The 22,619-nt window shown below is 46.9% G+C and carries 12 protein-coding genes; 4 read left to right on the forward strand and 8 right to left on the reverse strand.

Going from position 1 to position 22,619, the window contains the following annotated elements; all coding sequences use genetic code 11:
- Positions 1 to 56 precede the first annotated feature (56 nt).
- The 3 genes from QZ323_RS02775 to QZ323_RS02785 all read right to left on the reverse strand — a co-directional run bounded on the left by QZ323_RS02775 (position 57) and on the right by QZ323_RS02785 (position 3,104).
- The gene (locus QZ323_RS02775; protein ID WP_294632580.1) at positions 57 to 716 is read right to left on the reverse strand and encodes a hypothetical protein; all 660 of its coding nucleotides are present in this window, start codon (positions 714 to 716) and stop codon (positions 57 to 59) included.
- Positions 716 to 1,900, reverse strand: coding sequence for an ATP-binding protein (locus tag QZ323_RS02780; protein WP_294632581.1), 1,185 nt, complete (start codon positions 1,898 to 1,900; stop codon positions 716 to 718). Before QZ323_RS02780 ends, QZ323_RS02775 begins: the two co-directional genes overlap by 1 nt.
- A 235-nt stretch (positions 1,901 to 2,135) precedes the next feature.
- Complete coding sequence (locus QZ323_RS02785; RefSeq protein ID WP_294632583.1) at positions 2,136 to 3,104, reverse strand: DUF4925 domain-containing protein; 969 nt, start codon at positions 3,102 to 3,104, stop codon at positions 2,136 to 2,138.
- Positions 3,105 to 4,411: 1,307 nt separating this feature from the next.
- Between QZ323_RS02785 and aroC the strand changes: the two genes are divergently transcribed.
- The gene (gene aroC, locus QZ323_RS02790; RefSeq protein WP_294632584.1) at positions 4,412 to 5,488 is read left to right on the forward strand and encodes a chorismate synthase; all 1,077 of its coding nucleotides are present in this window, start codon (positions 4,412 to 4,414) and stop codon (positions 5,486 to 5,488) included.
- Positions 5,489 to 5,516: 28 nt separating this feature from the next.
- Complete coding sequence (locus QZ323_RS02795) at positions 5,517 to 6,875, forward strand: dipeptidase (RefSeq protein WP_294632586.1); 1,359 nt, start codon at positions 5,517 to 5,519, stop codon at positions 6,873 to 6,875.
- Between the two features lie 7 nt (positions 6,876 to 6,882).
- Here QZ323_RS02795 and QZ323_RS02800 read toward each other — a convergent pair whose 3' ends face one another.
- Complete coding sequence (locus tag QZ323_RS02800) at positions 6,883 to 8,913, reverse strand: OmpA family protein (RefSeq protein WP_294632587.1); 2,031 nt, start codon at positions 8,911 to 8,913, stop codon at positions 6,883 to 6,885.
- 13 nt (positions 8,914 to 8,926) lie between these two features.
- Positions 8,927 to 11,077 carry a DNA topoisomerase 3 gene (locus QZ323_RS02805; RefSeq protein WP_294632589.1) on the reverse strand — a complete coding sequence of 717 codons (2,151 nt, stop codon included), beginning with the start codon at positions 11,075 to 11,077 and terminating at the stop codon, positions 8,927 to 8,929.
- Between the two features lie 187 nt (positions 11,078 to 11,264).
- Between QZ323_RS02805 and QZ323_RS02810 the strand changes: the two genes are divergently transcribed.
- Positions 11,265 to 15,305: a DEAD/DEAH box helicase gene (locus tag QZ323_RS02810; protein WP_294632590.1), complete on the forward strand. Its 4,041-nt coding sequence runs from the start codon at positions 11,265 to 11,267 to the stop codon at positions 15,303 to 15,305.
- A gap of 219 nt (positions 15,306 to 15,524) precedes the next feature.
- On the opposite strand, the gene scpA is transcribed toward QZ323_RS02810, so the two are convergent.
- Together scpA and mutA are read right to left on the reverse strand one after the other, a co-directional pair.
- A complete protein-coding gene (gene scpA, locus QZ323_RS02815; RefSeq protein WP_294632592.1) occupies positions 15,525 to 17,672 on the reverse strand; it encodes a methylmalonyl-CoA mutase in 2,148 nt (715 codons plus the stop codon).
- Positions 17,673 to 17,794: 122 nt separating this feature from the next.
- The gene (mutA, locus tag QZ323_RS02820; protein ID WP_294632594.1) at positions 17,795 to 19,657 is read right to left on the reverse strand and encodes a methylmalonyl-CoA mutase small subunit; all 1,863 of its coding nucleotides are present in this window, start codon (positions 19,655 to 19,657) and stop codon (positions 17,795 to 17,797) included.
- A 427-nt stretch (positions 19,658 to 20,084) separates the two neighbouring features.
- Between mutA and QZ323_RS02825 the strand changes: the two genes are divergently transcribed.
- On the forward strand, positions 20,085 to 21,746 hold the full coding sequence (locus QZ323_RS02825; RefSeq protein WP_294632596.1) for a putative transporter: 1,662 nt from the start codon (positions 20,085 to 20,087) through the stop codon (positions 21,744 to 21,746).
- A gap of 232 nt (positions 21,747 to 21,978) precedes the next feature.
- Here QZ323_RS02825 and QZ323_RS02830 read toward each other — a convergent pair whose 3' ends face one another.
- Positions 21,979 to 22,608 (reverse strand): cytidylate kinase-like family protein, encoded by a 630-nt coding sequence (locus QZ323_RS02830; protein WP_294632598.1) that lies wholly within the window; start codon positions 22,606 to 22,608, stop codon positions 21,979 to 21,981.
- Positions 22,609 to 22,619: the final 11 nt, after the last annotated feature.

Below are 22,619 nucleotides of genomic sequence, written 5' to 3' on the forward strand. Positions count from 1 at the left end.
TACATTTATGTGCAAATGGATTGCTTTATTCAATATATAAGATGATTTATAATAAATCACAAATAATAGACATCAGGATACATCATTTGTACAAATACAAACCCTTTATCCAGCCCTTTATCAGTCTGTATCATTGGAGTAGCAGACAATGGTAGAAGAAAATCACGAATAGCCTCCACAGCCTTATTGTCTTGCTCTTTTTCGACAGCAGACATAGGCTTCAATCTATAAGCAAACAATCCCACATTTTGATTAAACGATTGGATAAATGTATCTATTGCAGGTACGGCACACAATTTACCTATCGCTTCATTGAGCTGCTTTACAGCAGTAGCACGTTTACCCGGCTGGTCTTTTCCATTTGCAGTATATGCCTCTATATATTTGGATTGTGAACACGTCAATTCATTCAACAAAAATTTTTCCTTGTCCGATGTATATACGATATTATCGCACTTCCTTCCAGTTCCCGCCTTGGTTCCAGCCAAACTGTTGATGAATCCTTCATAATCTATCACAATAGCCTCCTTCCCCTCACATCCAAACTTAACCACCTCGTGCTTATTGCAAACTGTATCCACCCCTTTCTTTACACAAGCAATACAGGCTTTTTCATCACTCAAGGTAAAGTCAGCATTATAGCTAACAGCATTGACTTTAACCATCCGGACAACACCATAATGCCTAATAAAGTCTTTCTCTAACAAATCTTTCATCACAGCTTCCTGTCTTCCGTTCCGGTCAATGCCATATACTCCTGGTAGATATCCCTCATCGTTTCGGACATGTCGAGTGTGTTTATAACGACCTCTCCCGTATGCATGTCCCTTCCCACTAAATCCTGCAAAGTACCGTCTTTGATTCGAAATACGCCCAATTTTTCAGATTCTATGCCAGGCTTCTCCGAATGGTATCGGTGGCGACGCAACATTACATTCAAGTGATTGATGATATACGGACTGTGAGTTGTGACCATCAACGTCAATTGCCGATCTTCCTCATGGTTGATGAAGCAAATTTTCACCAAAGCATCAACCAAAGCACGCTGTGCATCTGGGAACAGACATAGTTCCGCCTCTTCTGCATGCAAATGCACCCATCTTTTCATCTTCGAGATGTCAAAGCTGGAATTAAACTCTTCCAATCTGTCAGAATTGTACAGGAAGTCGAAAGTAGCACGTTTGAAAGCATCCTTAAACGAGAAATGATGCGCCATATATTGGGAAATAGTCACCAGTGATGAAGAAGTCTGTACTCCCGAAGAAGCGTTCTCCAGTTTCATTGGAGTATAGCTGCCGTCATCCGGTTTTATTGTATATCTTTTCTTGCCACCTTCTTTGGTTACCTGCAAACGCATAGCCAAATGTTCCAAAGGAATATCTTGCAGCATGTCGGTCGCCTTATTAAAATCGTGGAATGTTTCGTGGAAATAAAATCCGAGTTTGGCACCGAAGCCGGCATTGGATGCACCATTTTTACTCCAGTCGGGTATTACACTGCGGTTCTCTGAGATAAACGAAATCTTAAAGAATTGCAGGTCTTCGTTCGGTATAACGGGAAATGCCGATAGAATTCCGTTCTTATAACTGAGCTCATAACTGTTTCCATTGACTTTGACCCTATAAAGCACAGCAGACGAAGGTTTCAACATTTCTTCCAGTCCTGCACGTTTCCAATATTCAGATACTTCGTTTTCAAAATAAGTACCTTTTACATTAGCGTTCTTCAGCCACGAACTTATCACAGCCATCTTATAAAAGTAACGGAACTGCGCAAGTATCTTCATCAATGTACTTTTTCCACTTGCCGACTCTCCTATAATAATAGTAAGCGGCTTTATGTCATCCAATTCAATATGACGAAGAGGTCCTATGTCTTTTATATAAATGGATTCGTTCATACTTTCATTCTCATTTTTTGAACTTTGATTTTCTCTTTTCGCATGCATTCACACATTTACAAAAGACAATATTACGAAAAAACATCTATCACTGCAAAAAAATAAGTATTTTTTCTACTTTTCGCCTTCCTTATGCTAAATATCAGACAGATTTCTATAAAAAACATGCCCGGTACTATTGGATATAATACCGAGCACAAATATCATTAAATTAGTAAAATCCTTTAATCCTATTTTAGATTTTCACCAAATCCAATCCCAATTCAAAACTTGTAGTAACGCTCCAGTATGCTCCCATCATATTAATGAAAAGTCCAGCTGCTACAGCTTCTTGTGGTATTATTCCAGCACTACTCAATGCCCCCCACAAAATCATTAAATCATTTATCATTTCCGGATCTCCAAAATCATTAATCTCACCTGTTTCACGCAACGTAAACAAATTGTCAAAAGCACTTTTATCCAAATAGATATAAACATGCCCGTTTGCAGCTGTCTTTATATTCATGGGGACACCGTTTTTCACCCAACCCAACAACTGGTTGATAGTAGCATCTTGAATGCCGCTAATGTCAGCACCAAGCATATTACCCAGCAAAGCCTTTATAGTGGCAGGATCTGAATTCAACACAGTATTTATAATATCACCCAAGCCACTGACATCCTCTCCTGTTGCAGTTCCCAAAATAGCTTGAATATCCAGTTTCACAGTAAATTTCCCATTGCTTTCACTCCAAGTAGCAAGCCCCTTAGGAGAAGTGGAAAAACCACTTGTAGCAAAATTAGTCTTTACATCACTTGCTGTAGGAAATCCACTACCAAAGAATATACCCATTATTGAACTGGGATCCATTACCACTTCTGGTTTATCGACATAATCAGCTATAATGTTTCCTCTGTTATCTAAAGTGATTGTATTCAAAACTTGAGGCAAAATAGCTCCTCCCAAATGTCTAAACAATGCAGACAAAAATTCCGGATAAGCATCGATACCTGTAAACTGCCAATCTGTATACAATGCACTTGTAGCTGGCCAATTCTTCACTTCCGTCTCAGACCATGTATAATCTACAGCCGTATAATCTGCCAATTCATAAGTTCCTGTCCAAGGGCTGTTGATAATATCATCATCGTCATCCTTACAGGAAGTAAACAAACTCACTGAACAAATCAGTGCAACCAAGTAAAACAAACTTTTTTTCATAATTTTCTAAATTTAATCAGTCTGTTTCTCTCACTCTATCGAGAAAAGACATATTTTTAATAAATACAAAAATTCGGGTGCAAAGTAACAGCTTTTAAATACAACATGCAAGGTCTATTCTAAAGTTTTGCTGTTCTTTTTTTAAGAAGAAGGACGATTTTTCCTGTTTATTTATGGAGATTTCGCCCTAATGGATAGACTAAATTACGGTGTAAAGGTAATCAATACTGCATAATGTAATAGAATGTACGGATAAGATTTCACTATACAGTAGAAAAAACAGGTTCTTCGTCACTTTTGGGGCAGTAAAATATACTAAACACCTTTATCTATAGACTATACCAGCTTATTTAAGGGAATAAAATTAAAGCTATCAAAAGACACATGTTCAATAGGACAAGCATTACCTTGTTAGGCAATAAATTTACTAGCTTTAACACATGAACTGCCCCAAAAGTGACGAAGAACCAAAAAACATCGTATTTCATCCCTCACATCTTTCACCCAACCGTTAATCATATATTATACAGACATTTATGGTGAAACATCTTGAATAACGACAAACAAATGTCCTTATGGTCAAAAGAGAGGATTAAGTATCTAATGTTAAGGTTTAGCAGTCTAAACGTGACCTTCAGGTACGCCAAAGTGCAAGCTCAACTTTCGTAAAAAAAAGGCAACAAGGTGACAAGGAAATAACAAATAATGTTATGAGATATAACAAATAATGTTATGAGATATAACAAATAATGTTATGAGATATAACAAATAATGTTATGAGGTATAACAAGTAATGTTATGGAGCATTACAAGTAATGTTATGTAGCATTACAAGTAATGTTATGATGCTTTTCATTACTTCTCATTCTGCCTCTATAAACACCTGCTTTTCTTGCATACTACATTTCATCCTTCAGTTCTTTCAGCCTTGGACTAACAATTGGATTAACAAAGAATTGAGCTGAAACTTGCGGCTGAAACCAAACGTTGAAACTTCAATTTCCTCCTTTAGGCTCCATGTTTCACCACAACACACTATAAACCAACTATTTATTAAAAAAGGTGAAAGATGTGAGAGATAAAAAGTGATATAAAAAAAGCAGAAGTAGAGCAATACTTTATCTTCACCCTTGTCCAGCCGAAACAGACTACAATCAGGACGCATTGAAAAAATAAAAAAGTAAGATTTCCGCCCTCCGATGCAGAATAATCCACAACTATTTTTTATCTTTATGCATCCAAACCACTTTTACGCAAAAGATTTGGCATGAATCAACCTAATATATAAACCTTTAAAGCAAAAGATTATGTTCAACTCATTTGGCAACATCCTCCGCCTGACCAGCTTCGGAGAGTCGCACGGCAAAGGTATCGGAGGCGTCATCGATGGATTTCCGGCAGGCATACGCATTGATATGGATTTCGTACAGGCGGAACTGAACCGCCGCCGCCCCGGACAGTCTGCCATCACCACTGCACGGAAGGAAGAAGACAAAGTGGAGTTCTTATCGGGTATCTTCGAGGGAAAATCGACCGGATGCCCCATCGGATTCATCGTATGGAACCAAAACCAGCACTCCAACGACTACGACAATATGAAAGAGGTGTACCGCCCCTCGCATGCAGACTATACATATAAGGTGAAATATGGAATCCGTGACCATCGGGGCGGAGGACGCTCTTCGGCACGCGAGACCATCTCACGCGTCGTAGCCGGCGCCCTTGCCAAACTGGCACTCCGGCAACTGGGCATACGCATCACGGCCTATACCTCGCAGGTAGGCTCGGTCCGCCTGGAAGAGAACTATACTGCCTACGACCTCAGCCTGATCGATACGAATCCTGTCCGCTGCCCGGATCCGGATAAGGCAAAGGAGATGGAAGAACTGATACTCAAAGTGAAAGAAGAGGGAGACACCATCGGCGGCGTAGTGACCTGTGTCATCAAAGGATGCCCCATCGGACTGGGACAGCCGGTATTCGGCAAGTTGCATGCCGCACTCGCCTCGGGCATGCTCAGTATCAATGCCGCCAAGGCATTTGAATACGGCGACGGCTTCAAAGGACTGAAGCAAAAAGGCTCGGAACAGAACGATGTCTTCTTCAACAATGGCGGACACATCGAAACCCGCACCAACCACTCAGGCGGCATACAAGGCGGAATCAGCAACGGACAGGATATCTTCTTCCGTGTAGCATTCAAGCCCGTAGCAACCGTGCTCATGGAACAGCACACAGTCAACATTAACGGCGTGGATACCACCCTGAAAGCCCGTGGACGCCACGACCCGTGTGTATTGCCGCGAGCCGTCCCCATCGTTGAAGCCATGGCGGCACTGACCATATTAGACTTCTATCTGATAGATCGCACCACGCAATTATAAAAGAATAATTATCACACCTTATATTATTATGAACGAAATACAGAAATACATCTCAGAGAACGAACCCAAAATGCTGGAAGAACTTTTCAGCCTCATCCGTATACCGAGCATCAGTGCGAAACCGGATCACCACCACTACATGCTGACATGTGCAGAACACTGGGCACAATTGCTGCTCGAAGCCGGAGCAGATGAAGCTGTGGTCATGCCGTCGGCAGGTAATCCGATTGTGTTCGGGCAGAAGATAGTAGACCCGGCAGCAAAGACCGTACTGATATATGCCCACTACGACGTCATGCCCGCCGAACCGTTGGAACTGTGGAAAAGCGAACCTTTTGAACCGGAGATACGGGACGGACGCATCTGGGCACGCGGTGCGGATGATGACAAAGGACAAGCCTTCATCCAAGTAAAAGCATTCGAATACCTGGTAAAACACGGTCTGTTGAAGCATAACATCAAATTCATCTTTGAAGGCGAAGAAGAAATCGGATCGCCCAGTCTGGAAGCTTTCTGCCAAGCCCATAAAGAGTTACTGAAAGCAGACGTCATCTTGGTATCGGACACCAGCATGCTGGGTGCCGACCTCCCCTCGCTGACAACCGGACTCCGTGGACTGGCATACTGGGAGATAGAAGTTACCGGGCCTAACCGTGACCTGCATTCTGGACACTTCGGAGGTGCCGTTGCCAACCCCATCAATGTACTGTGTGGCATAATTTCCCAGGTAGTAGACGCAGACGGACGCATCACAGTGCCCGGTTTCTATGACGACGTAGAGGAAGTGCCCCAGGCAGAACGCGACATGATAGCCCATATCCCGTTTGATGAAGAGAAATACAAAGCCGCCATCGGTGTAAATGCATTGTCCGGCGAGAAGGGATACAGTACACTGGAACGCAACAGCTGCCGTCCTTCGTTTGATGTCTGCGGCATCTGGGGCGGATATACGGGCGAAGGCTCGAAGACCGTGCTCCCGTCTAAAGCAACGGCAAAAGTTTCCTGCCGGTTGGTACCCCATCAGGACCATCACAAGATATCGCGCCTGTTTGCCGACTACATCATGAACATCGCCCCGGACACCGTGAAGGTGAAAGTCACCCCCATGCACGGCGGACAAGGATACGTATGCCCCATCACCCTGCCCGCCTACCAGGCTGCTGAAAAGGGTTTTGAACAGGCGTTCGGGAAAAAGCCGCTTGCCGTACGGCGTGGAGGAAGCATACCTATCATCTCTACGTTCGAACAGGTGTTGGGCATCAAGACCGTACTGATGGGCTTCGGACTGGAGTCAAATGCCATCCACTCGCCCAATGAGAACATGCCGCTGGATATCTTACGGAAAGGAATCGAAGCCGTAACGGTATTCCACTTGAACTACGAATGACAACCGGTCATTTCGTATAGGTCGTCCGCAAGACTTTGAACTCCGTGCGACGGTTCACCGCATTACAAATCTCCTGCTGTTCCGGCGGGAGATTTTTTATGAACTCTTCCGTCAAAACATCCCCCTCTTTCAAGAAGGGTGCCGACTGGAGCGTAAACCTGGTGACCGTCTTCGGTTGTTGTTCGCCATATCCCTTGGCAGTCAGACGCTCCGAGTCTATGCCTCCTTTGATGAGATAACGCACCACCGATTCCGCCCTACGTTGCGACAAGCGCAAGTTGTAATCATCATTCCCCTTATAGTCGCAATGTGACGCCAACTCGATAGTGACGCTCGGATTATCATTCAGCAGGGCTATCAGTTCATCCAAAGCCACGGCAGACTCTGGTGTCAGATCGGCACGGTCAAACTCGTAGAAAATATTCTCTATCAGTACCGGGCGGGTGATGGAAGCCAAAGCAAACTCCAACTGATAGTGCCGGTTTTCATCCACATTCTCCGTCCGCATCTCTTCCCGGCTGTTCAGATAACCACGGCAAGAAGCCAACAAGGCATAACGGTGTCCCGGATTCAGCTCCTGGGTGAAAGTACCGTCTTTCTTGACATTGATTTTCAGGTAAGTGCCATCGTCGCCTACCAGTGTGACAAGGGCACTGGGTAATGCATCACCTTCCTTATCGTACACCAGTCCTTTCAGCACATGATGCACTTCGGGATACTCGAAACTGAAAATATGATCCCATCCCCGTGCGTCGCCACGATTGGAAGAAAAGAAACCCCGATTGGGTGCTTCCGGTTCGAAGGTCATGCCGAAATCATCTGCCGGAGAATTGACAGGAGAACGCATATTCTCCACGTGCCACTTATCGGTCAAGGTGTCCCGGACTGCACGGAAGATATCCAACCCACCCATTCCGGGATGTCCGTCGGAAGAGAAGTAGAGCGTTCCGTCCGGTGCAAAAGAAGGGAACATTTCGTTACCGGAGGTATTGATTTCGGGACCCAGATTGTCCACATACCCCCAGCCGTCACGAGTTACATTGATACGCCACACGTCCAAACCACCGTAACCACCCGGCATATCCGATACAAAATAGAGGTAGTCGCCTGCCGGAGAGAGAGCCGGATGGGCTACCGATGAAAGGGTATCATTCATTATAACGCACTTCTGGGGCGCCCCCCATTCGGCACCGGCACGCTGGGAAACGTAAATCTCGGCATAGGCAGGCGCATCGGGCAATGTCCGGCAACGGGTGAAATACATCGTCTTGCCGTCTGCCGAAAAAGAGCAGGCACCGTCCTCAAACTCGCTGTTCACTTCGGAAGCAAGCGGCTCAGGCTTCTGCCACTGTTTCTTTTCATTCTGCTTGGAATGGAATATATCGGCACTCTTCATTCCGGTGATGCCGTTCAGGTCGGTCCCCTTCGCTTCATTGCGGGTAGAGGTGAAGTATAAGATCCCGGCATCATCACCTGCATACATGGGGGAATAATCGCTACGGCGGGAGGCGAAGACCGGAACACGCTTCACGATGTGGCGGGTGGGATGTTTTTTCCACTCTTGCGCCAGCCGGCAGGAAGCAAGTCCTGCCGATGCTAGTGTGTCGGCTACCTCCTTTCTGATGTTTGCGGGCTTCCTGTTGTCGGAAAGACGTTGCGCATAAGTAAGGTAGTTCTCATAATAAGGTATGGCGGCGGCATATTCCCCATTCTTACGGAGCATCTCTGCCAAGTAGAAATGAGCTACAGTGTCCAGATAATGGTAACGAACGGCATTCGCATAAGCCGCTTTGGCTTTCAGCGTATAGTTTATGCGCCGGTAGCAGTCGCCCTGTTTATAAGCCAGAACGGCACGGCGCGGACGGTCTTTTGGGGAGGTACGGGCATAAGCCTGCTTATAATGCCGGGCTGCATCGAAATATTCTCCCTGGGCATAACTCTGTTCCGCTTGCTTCAGGCTCCGTCCCGCCCCGCAGGAAGAGAACAGCAGGAGGCAAACCAGAAGAGAGTAGAACGACTTATGTATATACGTTCGCATAACTTACCGGGAGCTATTCAAACGGCTTACGGAAGGTGCATCCACTCCTCCATTCGGAACATCCGTAAGCTGTCTTTCCTTTGATCACTGTACCCTTCCCACACAACGGACAGGGTTGTCCTTCCGTCACCGGTGTATCCGCCTTTGCCTCTGTTTTCTTCTTGCGCGGTTTGCTTTCCCGTTTGGGCTTCGGTTCCGTTTGTTCTTTAGCCGTTTTCCCGCCCCGCTTCTTGCCGGTGGCCGATGCTTCCTGAACCGCTTGCTCAATCGTGATATGCCGGTTCGTATTGTCGGAAAGCACACTCATCACAATTTCCGAAACCATCTGTTTCAGCTCTTCCAGGAACTGGGCGGCATTGTATGTCTTTCTTTCAATCTCGCGCAGTTTCTTTTCCCAGATACCCGTCAGTTCTGCCGATTTCAGCAATTCTTCGTGGATAATCTGAATCAACTCCACTCCGGTAGGTGTGGCAATCAGGTTCTTCTTCTCCTTGCGGATATAATTCCGCTTGAAGAGCGTTTCGATGATGGCAGCACGGGTAGACGGGCGACCGATACCGTTCTCTTTCAACGCATCGCGCAATTCATCGTTATCTACCAACTTACCTGCCGTCTCCATAGCACGCAGCAAGGTTGCCTCCGTATAGGGACGAGGAGGCTGCGTCCATTTCTCATACAAACTGGGGACATGAGGTCCGCTCTCGCCCTTTACAAATTGCGGCAGCACTTTCTCTTCATCGCCCGCCTTTTCCTCTTTCTCTTCCGGCGACTGCACACCCGGAGTGCCGAAGAGAACTCTCCACCCCGGAGCCAAAATTTGTTTACCGGTAGCCTTAAATTCAATCTCTTCCACTACACCCATCACCGTAGTCGTAGCAAACTTACAATCAGGATAGAACACGGCTATGAAGCGGCGTGCAATGAGGTCGAATACCCGGCGTTCCATGTCTGTCAGGTTCTGAGGATATTGCCCGGTGGGAATGATGGCATGGTGGTCGGTGACCTTGGAATTATCGAACACCTTCTTCGACTTCAGCAGGACGGTTCCTTCCAGAGGTTTCGTAAAGGCTTCATAATCACGTAACCCTTTCAGTATGCCCGGGCACTTGGGATAAATATCATCGCTAAGGAAAGTAGTATCCACACGCGGGTAAGTGGCGACCTTCTTTTCGTAGAGCGACTGGATAATCTTCAATGTCTCATCGGCGGAATAAGCGAACTTCTTGTTACATTCCACCTGCAAGGAGGTCAGGTCGAACAATCGGGGCGGCGCTTCCTTGCCTTCCTTCTTGGTTACGTTCGTAATCGTAAAGGGAGAATTCTTGATCTGTTCCAACAAAGCCATCCCCTGTTCCTGGCTGGTGATGGGGTCTATTCCCCGGTTTTCTTCCTCTTTCTTGGGCTTCTTTCCGGCGGCAATGGCCTCCTTGTTCTTTTCTGCTTCCAGAATCAGTTCTTCCTCGCTCTTCCTGATGAGGGCGGCGAAGGTGGTATCGCGGTACACGGTCTTCAGTTCCCAATACTGCTTGGGCACGAAGTTCTGTATCTCCAGCTGCCGGTTTACGATAAGCGCAAGCGTGGGTGTCTGTACACGTCCGATGGAAAGCACCTGCTTGTTCTGCCCGTACTTCATGGTGTAGAGGCGCGTAGCATTCATCCCCAACAGCCAGTCGCCGATGGCGCGCGACAGTCCTGCTTCATACAGGGGCTGGAAGTCGGAAGCATCTTTCAACTTGGCAAACCCCTCACGAATAGCCTCTTCCGTCAACGAAGAGATCCATAGTCGCTTCACCGGACAGCGTGCTCCGGCTTTCTGCATCACCCAACGTTGAATCAGCTCTCCCTCTTGACCGGCATCACCACAGTTTATGATCATGTCGGCTTTCTGCATAAGGGTTTCTATCGTGTGGAACTGCCGTTCGTAAGTAGGGTTACTGATCAGTTTGATGCCGAAACGGGGCGGTATCATGGGCAGGCTTCCTAAGCTCCATGCTTTCCAGTTAGGCGTATATTCATGCGGTTCTTTCAGTGTACAGAGGTGTCCGAACGTCCAAGTCACCTGGTATCCGTTTCCTTCGATGTATCCGTCCTTCTTCTCTTTCGCTCCCAATACATCGGCTATATCACGTGCCACAGAGGGCTTTTCGGCAATACAAACTATCATTTCATCTTCATTTTAACGGAGCAAAAGTAATGCAATCCACAAACAGAAGCAAATTTATTTGCATAAAGTACCTTTTTCATCCCAGACAGACACGAAGTATAAAGTAAATCACTATTTTTGCAAAAACTTTGGAAAAGAACCTGTTTCGTCCAGTATATATATACCCTAATAGCAACATTACAACAACATGCAGAAGAACCTGATACTTAAAGTTGACCATAACCAAATTAAAATATTAAAACCCTACGAAAAAAAATTATTATGCTTCTATGCCTACATAGGCGACGAAGTTACGGACAAGCATTTGGTTCTTTTCAGTTCCCTCCAACAAAAGCATAACATAAATCCGGATGAAAGCGTCAAAAAACTGATAAATCTTTCATTCCTAACTCTATATAACTATAATTGGCAGACAAGGAAATATACATATCAGATTTCCATCGAATCCTATCTCACCGTACTACACTTCCTGATAACCCAGCAACCGGAATGGTTTGCCGAGTTCGAGGACATGAAAATCAAACGGAATACTTTCTCCACCTGTATCTCCCAATACCTCCAGGCAAACATCCAAGGGAAAAAGGAACAGATAAACGGCACGTTTCCTTTCCTACAACTGGTTCCCCGCTTGCTTCCCGTAGCCTTTGAGCCTTCATTCATGCAACTGATATCCGGCATGAACGAAGAAATGTTCTGCCATACATTCCTCTCCTTATTAGTCTATATGCAGAAAAACGACCTGCTTGACTCTGAAAACATGATGCCGATGTTGCTCGAACAGAAAACGTTGTCGCCGACCAATAGGGAACTGTTGAAAGAGGCACTTGCCTTATATCGATATTATTCGCACGGAGAATATGCGCCATCGAAGGAAAAGCCGCAAACCCTGTTCGGGATAATACTCGAAGGTGTCCGCGCCATGCATGCACAAAAGTACAAAGAAGCAACGGCCTTCTTTGACAAAGCACTGAAAATACGCAATAAAGAAGCAAAGGAGAAAAACATATTCGACAACTTCCTGAACTGCTATTTTCTGATGATGAACTACGTGCACGAAGGTTCGTCCGGCAGCATGAAGAAGCTGGAACAGTTCTTGAAGAAGAATGACACAAAGAGTAATCCCGAGATGCTGTCGGCACTCATCGTCGCAGATGCTTTCTGCAACGAAAAAGTAGAAGCCCAGCCATATCTTGTGGAGCACATATTCACAGAAGACAAATACCACCTTGTCGCTTCCCCTGCTACCAAGCACATGGGATATCTGTTCTGCAAATACTTCGGACTGAAATCCATCGAGATTCCGGACGGGCAAAGCAAAATAATTCCCCAACAAGCCATCTACAGGCACGAACTCTCTGCCTACCTACCCCTGTCACAAGAAGAAAGGAAGATGCTGGCCGATGCCTACGGGGATGCTCCCGCCCTGACTTCCATACCCCGAAAGCAGCCTTGGGAAATCGTAATAGAGAACATCCTGAAAAAGGAACAGGAACAACACACAGGCAAAGGATCCAAAGAGGGACGTATCGCATATCTTATCAGAGGATCAAACCTCGTGGAAATACGCGAACAAGGCATCTTGAAATCGGGTGCATGGAGCAGCGGAAAGACCATATCAGAAGCACGATACTTAGCAGAAGGTTCCAAACTGATGGACGAAACGGACCATAAAGTCTGGAACCTGTTGCTTAAGAGAAAAAGCTATATGTTCTCCATAGAAGACATCCTGCCCGCCCTGGTCGGCTCTGACCGGGTGTTCACCGGATATTATGCCCCCTTCACCCCCGTTACCGTCAGAGAAGAGAAACCATACTTGTACATCACCCAAACCGCGGAAGGATTCGCCGTGTCATCCAACATTCCGCTGTCCAAAATCAATGGAAGTATAAAGGAACACATTATACTGAAGGAATCGGACACCCTATACACCGTAATTCCCATTACCAACAAACAGTGGAACTACTATAAGCGCCTGATGAATGTAGGTACCTTTCCTCCCGAAGCCGAGCAAGCCTTGAAGGCATTCCTGCCCCAAATCAGCAAGACAGTAGAGGTACATTCCCCTTTGTTGGAAAACGGCTCCACATTAGAGAGCGTAAATGGAAGCGCAAGCATCTGCCTGCAAGTGGCTCCGGAGAGCGAATGTTTCTGCATGACCTTCTGCGTAAGGCCGCTGTCGGGCGGACAGAAAACATTTGCACCCGGAAAAGGAGCATCCGTCATATTTGACGAAGCCGACGGGAAACGCCTGCAAGTGAAACGGCAACTCACTCAAGAATGGAAAAACTACGAAGCCCTGAACAACTTCATGGAAGATGCCTTCGACAGAAGTTTCAACGGGTTCAGCAACAATATGTTATATATCCATGAGATGCTTGACATGCTGGAATTTGTCCGACAAGCCCCAGACACCTATTTCATAGAATGGCCGGAGGAAAAAAAATTGAATTTACACACTTTTCTATCTTCCTCCGACTGTAGTATCAGCCTGAAGGCAAAAGGTAACTGGTTTGAAGTGGAAGGCGAGATACGCATAGACGAACAAACCGTGTTGAGTGCGGCCCAACTGTTGGAAATATTAGGGAATGCTCCTGCCAAATACATCCGGCTGAACGAAACAGATTACCTAAAACTGGATGACATGTTGCGGAAACAGTTGCAGAAGCTGGAAGCACTCTCCATCAAAGAACGTGGCAAAATGAAAATCTCCGGTTTCAATGCCGGCCTATTAGGCGAAGCCTTGGAAGGAGAACTGAAAATAGAATGCGACAAATCGGTCGATACCCTCCGCAAGAAGATACGGAAAAGTTTGAAACTTGCTCCGGAAGTCCCTACTACCCTGCAAGCTTCTTTGCGTAACTACCAGGAAGACGGGTTCCAATGGATCGTACGGCTGAACAGCTGGGGAGCTGGTGCCTGTCTCGCCGACGACATGGGTTTGGGAAAGACGATACAAACCATCGCCTTCTTACTATACAAAGCGAATGAAGGAGCCTCGCTTGTGATTGCACCGGCATCGGTCATCCCCAACTGGAGAAACGAACTGCAACGCTTCGCCCCCACCCTGAAAATATCCATACTCAATGAAAGCACCGACCGCCGGACACTGATAGATACCGAAGCGGGCGGCAGCGTGATACTCTCCACCTACGGCCTCTTGGTGACGGAAGAAGAAGCGCTTGTCTCGAAAAAATGGAATGTCGTCTGTCTTGATGAAGCCCATACCATCAAGAACCGGGATACCAAAATGTCCAAAGTAGCCATGCGCTTGCAAGCTGACAACAAACTAATACTGACCGGTACACCCATACAAAACCACCTCAGCGAACTGTGGAACCTGTTTGCATTCATCACACCCGGCATGTTGGGTAGTTACGAACAGTTCAGCCGCAAATACATCACCCCCATCGAACAAGAAGGAAACAAAGAAAAGCAGCGTCAACTAAAACGCATCGTAAGCCCCTTCATGCTACGCCGCACCAAAACAGAAGTATTGGAAGAACTTCCCGACAAAATGGAAATCATCCTACCTGTGGAACTATCCGAAAAAGAAATGTCAATATATGAAGCCCTACGGCTCGAAGCCAAAAAAGAAATTGAGACGACAAGCGGTGTCAATGTCAGCACTCTGGCAGCAATCACCCGTTTGCGCCAGGCCGCCTGTGCCATGTATCTGACCAACCCGGCATTAGGAACGTCCTGCTCCAAAATACAGATGCTCGTCAGCCTCATCAACGAAATTAAAGAAGGGAACAACCGTGTACTGATATTCAGCCAATTCACCTCGTTCTTGGAGCTGGTACGCCGGACACTTGACGAAGCAAACGAAAAGTACCTTTACCTAGACGGCTCCACCAACATGAAGCAACGGGAAAAGATGGTCAAGCAGTTCCAGCAAGGAGAATGCCCGCTGTTCCTTATCAGCCTGAAAGCCGGAGGACTGGGATTGAACCTGACCGGTGCCAACTACGTCATTCACCTGGACCCTTGGTGGAATCCTGCTATCGAGCAACAGGCTACCGACCGCGCCTACCGTATCGGGCAACAAAAGAAAGTGACCGTCTACCACCTCATTGCCCAACACACCATCGAGGAAAAGATATTGCGCCTGCACCACACCAAACGCAACCTTGCCGACTCGCTGATAGAAGGCAACAATATAAGCCACAAACTGACAGAAAAAGAGTTGCTGGAATTGCTGACCGAAGAAACCGATGAAGACAACTGATAATACTTCACATACAGGCATAAAAAAAGGAGTACCGCTGTACTCCAACCTTTGTTAACCTTAAATCTAATACTATGAAAAACACAGTGCAAATGTACGGACTTTTAGCGAACTTGCAAATTATCCAAGAAAAAAAAGCATGTTTAATAACATAATTTAATAAGAAAGGGCGGATATGTAAATACATGCCGCCCTTTCTTAATATTTCGGTCTATCCTTTTATTCTTCTTCCATCAGGATTTCCAGAATCTGGCAAGCAGCCTTAGCTACCGGAGAACCGGGGCCGAAGATGGCAGCTACGCCGGCCCTGTACAAGAAATCATAATCTTGGGCAGGAATCACACCACCGGCAATGACGATGATGTCCTCGCGTCCCAGTTTCTTCAGTTCGTCAATAATCTGCGGAATCAACGTCTTATGTCCGGCAGCCAGTGAAGAAACACCCACTACGTGAACATCATTTTCAACTGCTTCGCGGGCAGCTTCGGCAGGTGTCTGGAACAAAGGTCCCATGTCGACATCGAAACCACAGTCGGCATAACCGGTTGCAACCACTTTGGCACCACGGTCATGACCGTCCTGTCCCATTTTCGCTATCATGATGCGAGGTTGACGTCCCTCTTTCTTTGCGAACTTCTCTGCCAGCTCGCAGGCACGCTTGAAGTCGCTGTCGTTCTTACTCTCTGATGAATACACGCCTGAAATAGTTCTGATTACTGCTTTATAACGTCCTACAATCTTCTCACAAGCATAGGAGATCTCACCCAGCGTTGCGCGAACGCGGGCAGCCTCGACGGCAAGTTCGAGCAAGTTGCCCTCCTTTGTCTCTACACACTTGGTGATGGCATCCAGTGCTTTCTGCACAGCGGCCTCGTCACGACCTTCCTTCAATACCTTCAGGTTGGCTATCTGCTCCTGACGGACTGCCGTATTATCGATTTCAAGGATGTCAATCGGAGCTTCCTTCTCCAACCTGTACTTATTCACACCGACAATGGTCTGCGAACCGGAGTCGATACGTGCCTGTGTACGTGCGGCAGCCTCTTCGATACGCATCTTGGGAATACCGGTTTCGATGGCTTTTGCCATACCGCCCAGCTTTTCTACTTCCTGAATCAGCTCCCAAGCCTTGTGAGCCAATTCGTTGGTCAGCGTCTCTACATAGTAGGAGCCACCCCACGGGTCGACATTCTTGCAGATGTACGTCTCTTCCTGGATGTAAATCTGAGTGTTGCGGGCAATACGTGCTGAGAAGTCGGTGGGCAATGCGATCGCCTCATCCAAAGCATTGGTATGCAGAGACTGCGTGTGTCCCAATGCAGCAGCCATAGCCTCGATACAAGTACGACCTACATTGTTGAAGGGGTCTTGCTCGGTCAGTGACCAACCGGAGGTCTGGGAGTGGGTACGCAGGGCAAGGGATTTCGGGTTCTTCGGATTGAACTGTTTCACGATCTTCGCCCACAGCATACGTGCGGCACGCATCTTGGCTATTTCCATGAAGTGGTTGGTTCCGATAGCCCAGAAGAAGGAGAGGCGCGGAGCGAAAGCATCAATGTCGATACCCGCCGCAACACCGGCACGGAGGTATTCGAGACCGTCCGCCAAGGTGTAGGCCAGCTCAATATCGGCCGTAGCACCGGCTTCCTGCATGTGATAACCGGAGATGGAGATCGAATTGAACTTCGGCATCTTCTGTGAAGTATATTCAAAGATGTCGGAGATGATCTTCATGGAGAATGCAGGCGGATAGATATAGGTGTTGCGCACCATAAACTCTTTCAGGATATCGTTCTGGATCGTACCGGCCATTTCCTCCAGTTTGGCACCTTGCTCCAGGCCGGCATTGATGTAGAAGGCAAGCACCGGAAGCACGGCACCGTTCATCGTCATTGAGACGGACATCTTGTTCAAGGGAATACCATCAAAGAGCACCTTCATGTTTTCCAATGAGCAAATAGACACACCGGCTTTACCTACGTCGCCTACCACACGTTCGTGGTCGGGGTCGTAACCGCGGTGCGTAGCCAAGTCGAAGGCTACGGACAAACCTTTCTGACCGGAAGCCAGGTTGCGGCGATAGAATGCGTTCGACTCTTCGGCCGTAGAGAATCCGGCATACTGGCGGATGGTCCAGGGGCGCAACGTGTACATCACTGAGTACGGGCCGCGCAGATAGGGAGGCAGACCGGCAGCATAGCCCAGATGTTCCATGCCTTCGAGGTCTTCTTTCGTATAAACAGGCTTCACTTCGATGTGTTCCGGCGTTTTCCAGTCAGCATGGATGCCGTTAGCCTTTTGCCACTCAGCACCGTTCACGGGCTGGAATGCGGCATATATATCTAAGTTCTTGAAATCTTTTCTCATATTACTTCTTTTTAGTTGACGAGGATTCAGGTGGTAAGTTGACCTGCTTTTTCTCTTGGTTCCTTATTCCTTTCTTCCTTTGTCAACTTGTTTACTGGTCAACAGGTTCCCTTCTCCCCTTGTTAACTTAATAACTTCTTATTATATTCTCTCAATGTCTCCAGCACGTTGACACGCACATGAATGAAGTTCTCGATACCGGCCGCCTTCAATTCTTCCATGTTGGCGGGAGCACCTGCCACGATGAACATGGCACGACCGTCCAAAGCCTTGAAAGCGGGGATGGCATATTCGGCATATTCATCATCGCTGGAGCACAGCACCACGATGTCGGCTTTGGCATTCATAGCCGCCTCTATACCGGCTTCCACTGTGGGGAAGCCCAGGTTGTCGATCACTTCATAACCGGCACAAGCCAGGAAGTTGCAGGAGAACTGGGCACGTGCCTGACGCATAGCCAGGTTTCCAATGGTCAGCATAAAGGCTTTCGGACGTTTTCCCGATGCCTCCGTCTCGAGACGCAAAGCCTCAAACTCGCTGGCAGCACGATCGAAGTTCAATGCCGGAACATCCTTTTGGCAAGTGTCATGACCACCGCCACAGCAGCAGGTGGCTTCAAGCGGTTTCTTTCCAGCAGCCATTTCGCTGAAGTTCGGGAACTGGTTGGTGCCCAGCAACACTTCTTTGCGTTTGGCCACGGCTGCATGACGCGCTTTGTTGCTCTCGTTCACGGCTGCCTGCACCGTCCCCGCCTTCACTGCGGCATAGAATCCGCCGGCTTCTTCTACGGCAAGGAAGAGTTCCCAAGCCTGCTTGGCGATGGATACAGTCAGATTTTCAATATAATAAGAACCGGCGGCAGGGTCGATCACCTTGTCGAAGTGCGACTCTTCCTTCAGCAGCAATTGCTGGTTGCGCGCCATGCGTTCTGAGAAATCGTTGGGAGCCTCGTAGGCTTTGTCGAACGGGGTTACCGTCATGGAGTCCACACCACCCAGAGCGGCACTCATTGCCTCGGTCTGCGTGCGCAGCAGGTTCACGTGGGCATCAAACAGGGTGAGATTGAACGTAGATGTTTCGGCATGCACGTGCATCTTAGCAGCACAACGGTCTTCGGCATCATAGGATGCAACGATGTTTGCCCACAACATGCGTGCGGCACGGAACTTGGCTATCTCGAGGAAGTAGTTGGAACTGATGCCGAAGTTGAATTTGATCTTCCGAGCAACAAGGGCTGCGGGAAGTCCGGCAACGGTCAGTTGTTGCATGTATTCGTTACCCCATGCCAAAGCATAGCCCAATTCCTGATAGATGTATGCACCGGCATTGTTCATGGTCAAGGCGGTCACGTTCAGCACACGGTATTCGGGCAGGGCGGCAGTCGCCTCGATCAAGGATTTGGAAGTTGCCACCATGTCACCTTTCTCCTTGCCTTTAGCAAGCATCTTATCAAAGAAGTCGTAGCCGATGGAACCTTTCAGTTTCGTCAGGTCGTAGCCTTTTTTCTTGAAATAGGCCACCAAAATTTCCGCCAGCTCCACTACGTACCCCTGGCAGGTATAGAAATTCAATTCTACACAGTCGGCACAGATGCCTTCAAGCAGTGTCTCTATGTATTCAGCACTGAGTTCTTTCGCCTTTATACGGAATGCTAACGAATCGACACCTTTATTAAGTATATCGAGTGCTTTGGCATTGGACTCCTGAGGAGATTCCACTTTGATTTCCTGGCGAATCAGCCACTCATTGTTATCTTTCTTGGTACCTCTAAGATAGGGAAATTCACCAGGAAGCGCATCGGTCGTCTTCAGCCCTTCGAGGTCTTCCATGCGGTAGAAAGGTTTTACCTTGAATCCTTCGTTTGTCTTCCAAACGAGTTTCTTCTCAAAATCAGCACCTTTCAGGTCGGCTGTCACCTTCTCCATCCACTGTTCGGTAGAAGTGGGGACAAAGTCAGAGAAGAGTCTTTCTTTACTGTCTGCCATAGTTTATTTAATAATTAAAAAGATTATTAGTGATCCCTTCGTCATCCCATTTGCAAGAAATAGGATATGCAAATATAAACAATAAGTTATAATAACAAGTTTTTTTAAGTAAAATTCGCATATAGACTGACATAATGAAAGGATATTACCCGTTTTTTCCGGTTCCGAACTCCACGCGCGCCATATCAAGACCATATTCGGAACGTACCGACCCCATGCCTGCTCCGTATCTGCTCCAACCATAATTACGGAGAATTTACAGAGTTGGTATGTTTCGGATATGAAGCGGATGTGACACTGCTGCATGAACAGTCTTATTAAAAAAACTAAAAGAAAAACAACTATAAACCTTTTGCCACCTCCCATAGAATAGCTACCTTTGCACGAAAATTCAACTACTAAATAAGAATAATAAACAAACGTATCTATGAATTGGTTTGAGAATTTATTATGGGATCCCAGTTCGGTCGCCCATATCGTATGCTTATATGCATTCGTGATATCGGTCGGTGTACTGCTGGGTAAGGTCAAAATTTTCGGAATATCACTGGGGGTGACCTTTGTGCTTTTCACAGGTATTCTGATGGGACATTTTGGTTTTACAGGTGAAACCCACATCCTGCATTTCATCCGTGAGTTCGGATTGATTTTATTCGTATTCTGTATCGGTCTGCAAGTTGGACCGTCGTTCTTTTCTTCTTTCAAGAAAGGCGGAATGACGCTGAACATGCTTGCCGTAGGCATCGTAGCGCTGAACATCGTAGTCGCGCTGACCATCTACTTCATCGATGGAGGAATAGAGCTTCCGATGATGGTAGGTATTCTATACGGTGCCGTAACCAACACTCCGGGTCTAGGTGCTGCCAATGAAGCTCTGAATCAGCTGAGCTACACAGGCGACCCAATTGCATTAGGTTATGCCTGCGCCTATCCGCTCGGTGTAGTCGGCATTATCGGATCTATCATTGCTATCCGCTACATCTGCCGCGTGAATCTTAAAAAGGAAGAGGAAGAACTTTCTACCCAAGGCACAGACCTAAAACACATGCCGCACATGCTGAGTCTGGAAGTACGCAACGAATCCATCAACGGGAAACAGTTGATTCAGATCAAAGAATTTCTGGGGCGTCCGTTCGTATGTTCGCGTATTCGCCACGAGGGGCATGTCAGCATCCCCTATCAGGACACAAGGTTCTACATCGGTGACCAGGTCTTCATTGTTTGTTCCGAAGAAGATGCTGAGGCAGTGACCGCTTTCATCGGAAAAGAAGTCCAAATGGACTGGGAAAAACAAGACATGCCGATGATTTCACGACGCATATTGGTAACCAAGCCTGAGATCAATGGAAAAAAACTGGGTAGCCTACACTTCCGCGGTATGTATGGAGTGAACGTAACGCGCATCAACCGTTCGGGTATGGACCTATTTGCCGATCCTAATCTAGTATTGCAGGTGGGCGACCGTGTGATGGTAGTAGGTCAGCAAGATGCTGTAGAGCGCGTTGCCAACGTGCTGGGTAACCAATTGAAACGTCTGGACACGCCGAACATCGTGACCATCTTCGTAGGTATCTTCTTAGGTATCCTGCTGGGCAGCCTTCCTATTGCTTTCCCAGGCATACCGACACCCGTGAAGCTTGGTCTAGCCGGTGGTCCGCTGGTGGTTGCTATCCTTATCGGTCGTTTCGGTCACAAGATGAAGTTAGTGACCTATACGACAATGAGCGCTAACCTGATGTTGCGTGAGATTGGTATAGTACTTTTCCTTGCCAGCGTAGGTATCGAGGCGGGAGAACATTTCGTACAAACGGTAGTCGAAGGTTCCGGCTTGTCATACGTGGGCTATGGTTTCCTGATCACTGTTATTCCATTGCTTATTATCGGTATGATTGCCCGCTTCTACTGCAAGATAAACTACTTTACCCTGATGGGGTTGATTGCCGGTAGTAATACAGACCCTCCTGCACTGGCTTACGCCAATCAAGCATCCGGTAACGATGCTCCAGCAGTAGGTTACTCCACAGTCTATCCGTTAACGATGTTCTTGCGTATCTTAGCAGGACAGATGATCTTACTAACAATGATGTAACCGACACCGGAAATAAAAACTGAATAATAAGCAAGAAAGGCTGCGCAAAGGATAATCATCCTTGTTTGCGCAGCCTTTCTTCTTTAATAGTTGCTTTAGATAGCTTTCTTATTACTTTATATTTTCCTTTATACCTAATCTTAGATTTGCTTAAGTCTGTTTTAAGCTTACTTAATGCTTACTTCAGATTTGTTCAATGCTTGCTTGTTTTAGGTCTGATCAATACTTTTTTTTACAGTCCTAATCTCTTTCTCACAAACTGCTCCACAAAATCCACCGTAGCATCAATCCCCAGTATGGAAGAATCTATGCAAAGGTGATAGGATGCAGCCGCTCCCCACATCTTATAACTATAATAATTATAGTATTCAGAACGTTTCTTATCCTCTTTCGCCATCATCTCCTCTGCCGTATGTTCCGAAACAGAGTACATACGGCAAATACGCCCGATGCGTTCTTCATCGGAACCGGAAATAAATACATTCACGCAGCGAGGATGATCGCGCAGGATGTAATCGGCACAACGCCCCACAAACAAGCAAGACCGCTCTGCCGCCAACCTCCGTATCACATCGCTCTGCACCTTGAACAGAGCATCGTTACTCAAACAATTTGTTGTCGGCATCGCCCCATCGCTGACAAAAGGAAATCGCATACCAAACAGTCCGCCGATAATACCTTGCGAGGTTCTCTCGTCCGCCTTCTCGAAAAACTCTCGACAAAGCCCACTCTCCTCCGAAGCGAGTCGGATCAATTCTTTATCATAAAAACCAATGTCCAAACGGGCAGCAAGTTTCTCGCCTATCTCCCGTCCGCCACTACCCAACTGACGACCTATATTGACTACATATTTACTATTCATAACTTGACTAT

The organism is uncultured Bacteroides sp., from assembly GCF_910585845.1.
Taxonomy (GTDB): Bacteria; Bacteroidota; Bacteroidia; order Bacteroidales; family Bacteroidaceae; genus Bacteroides.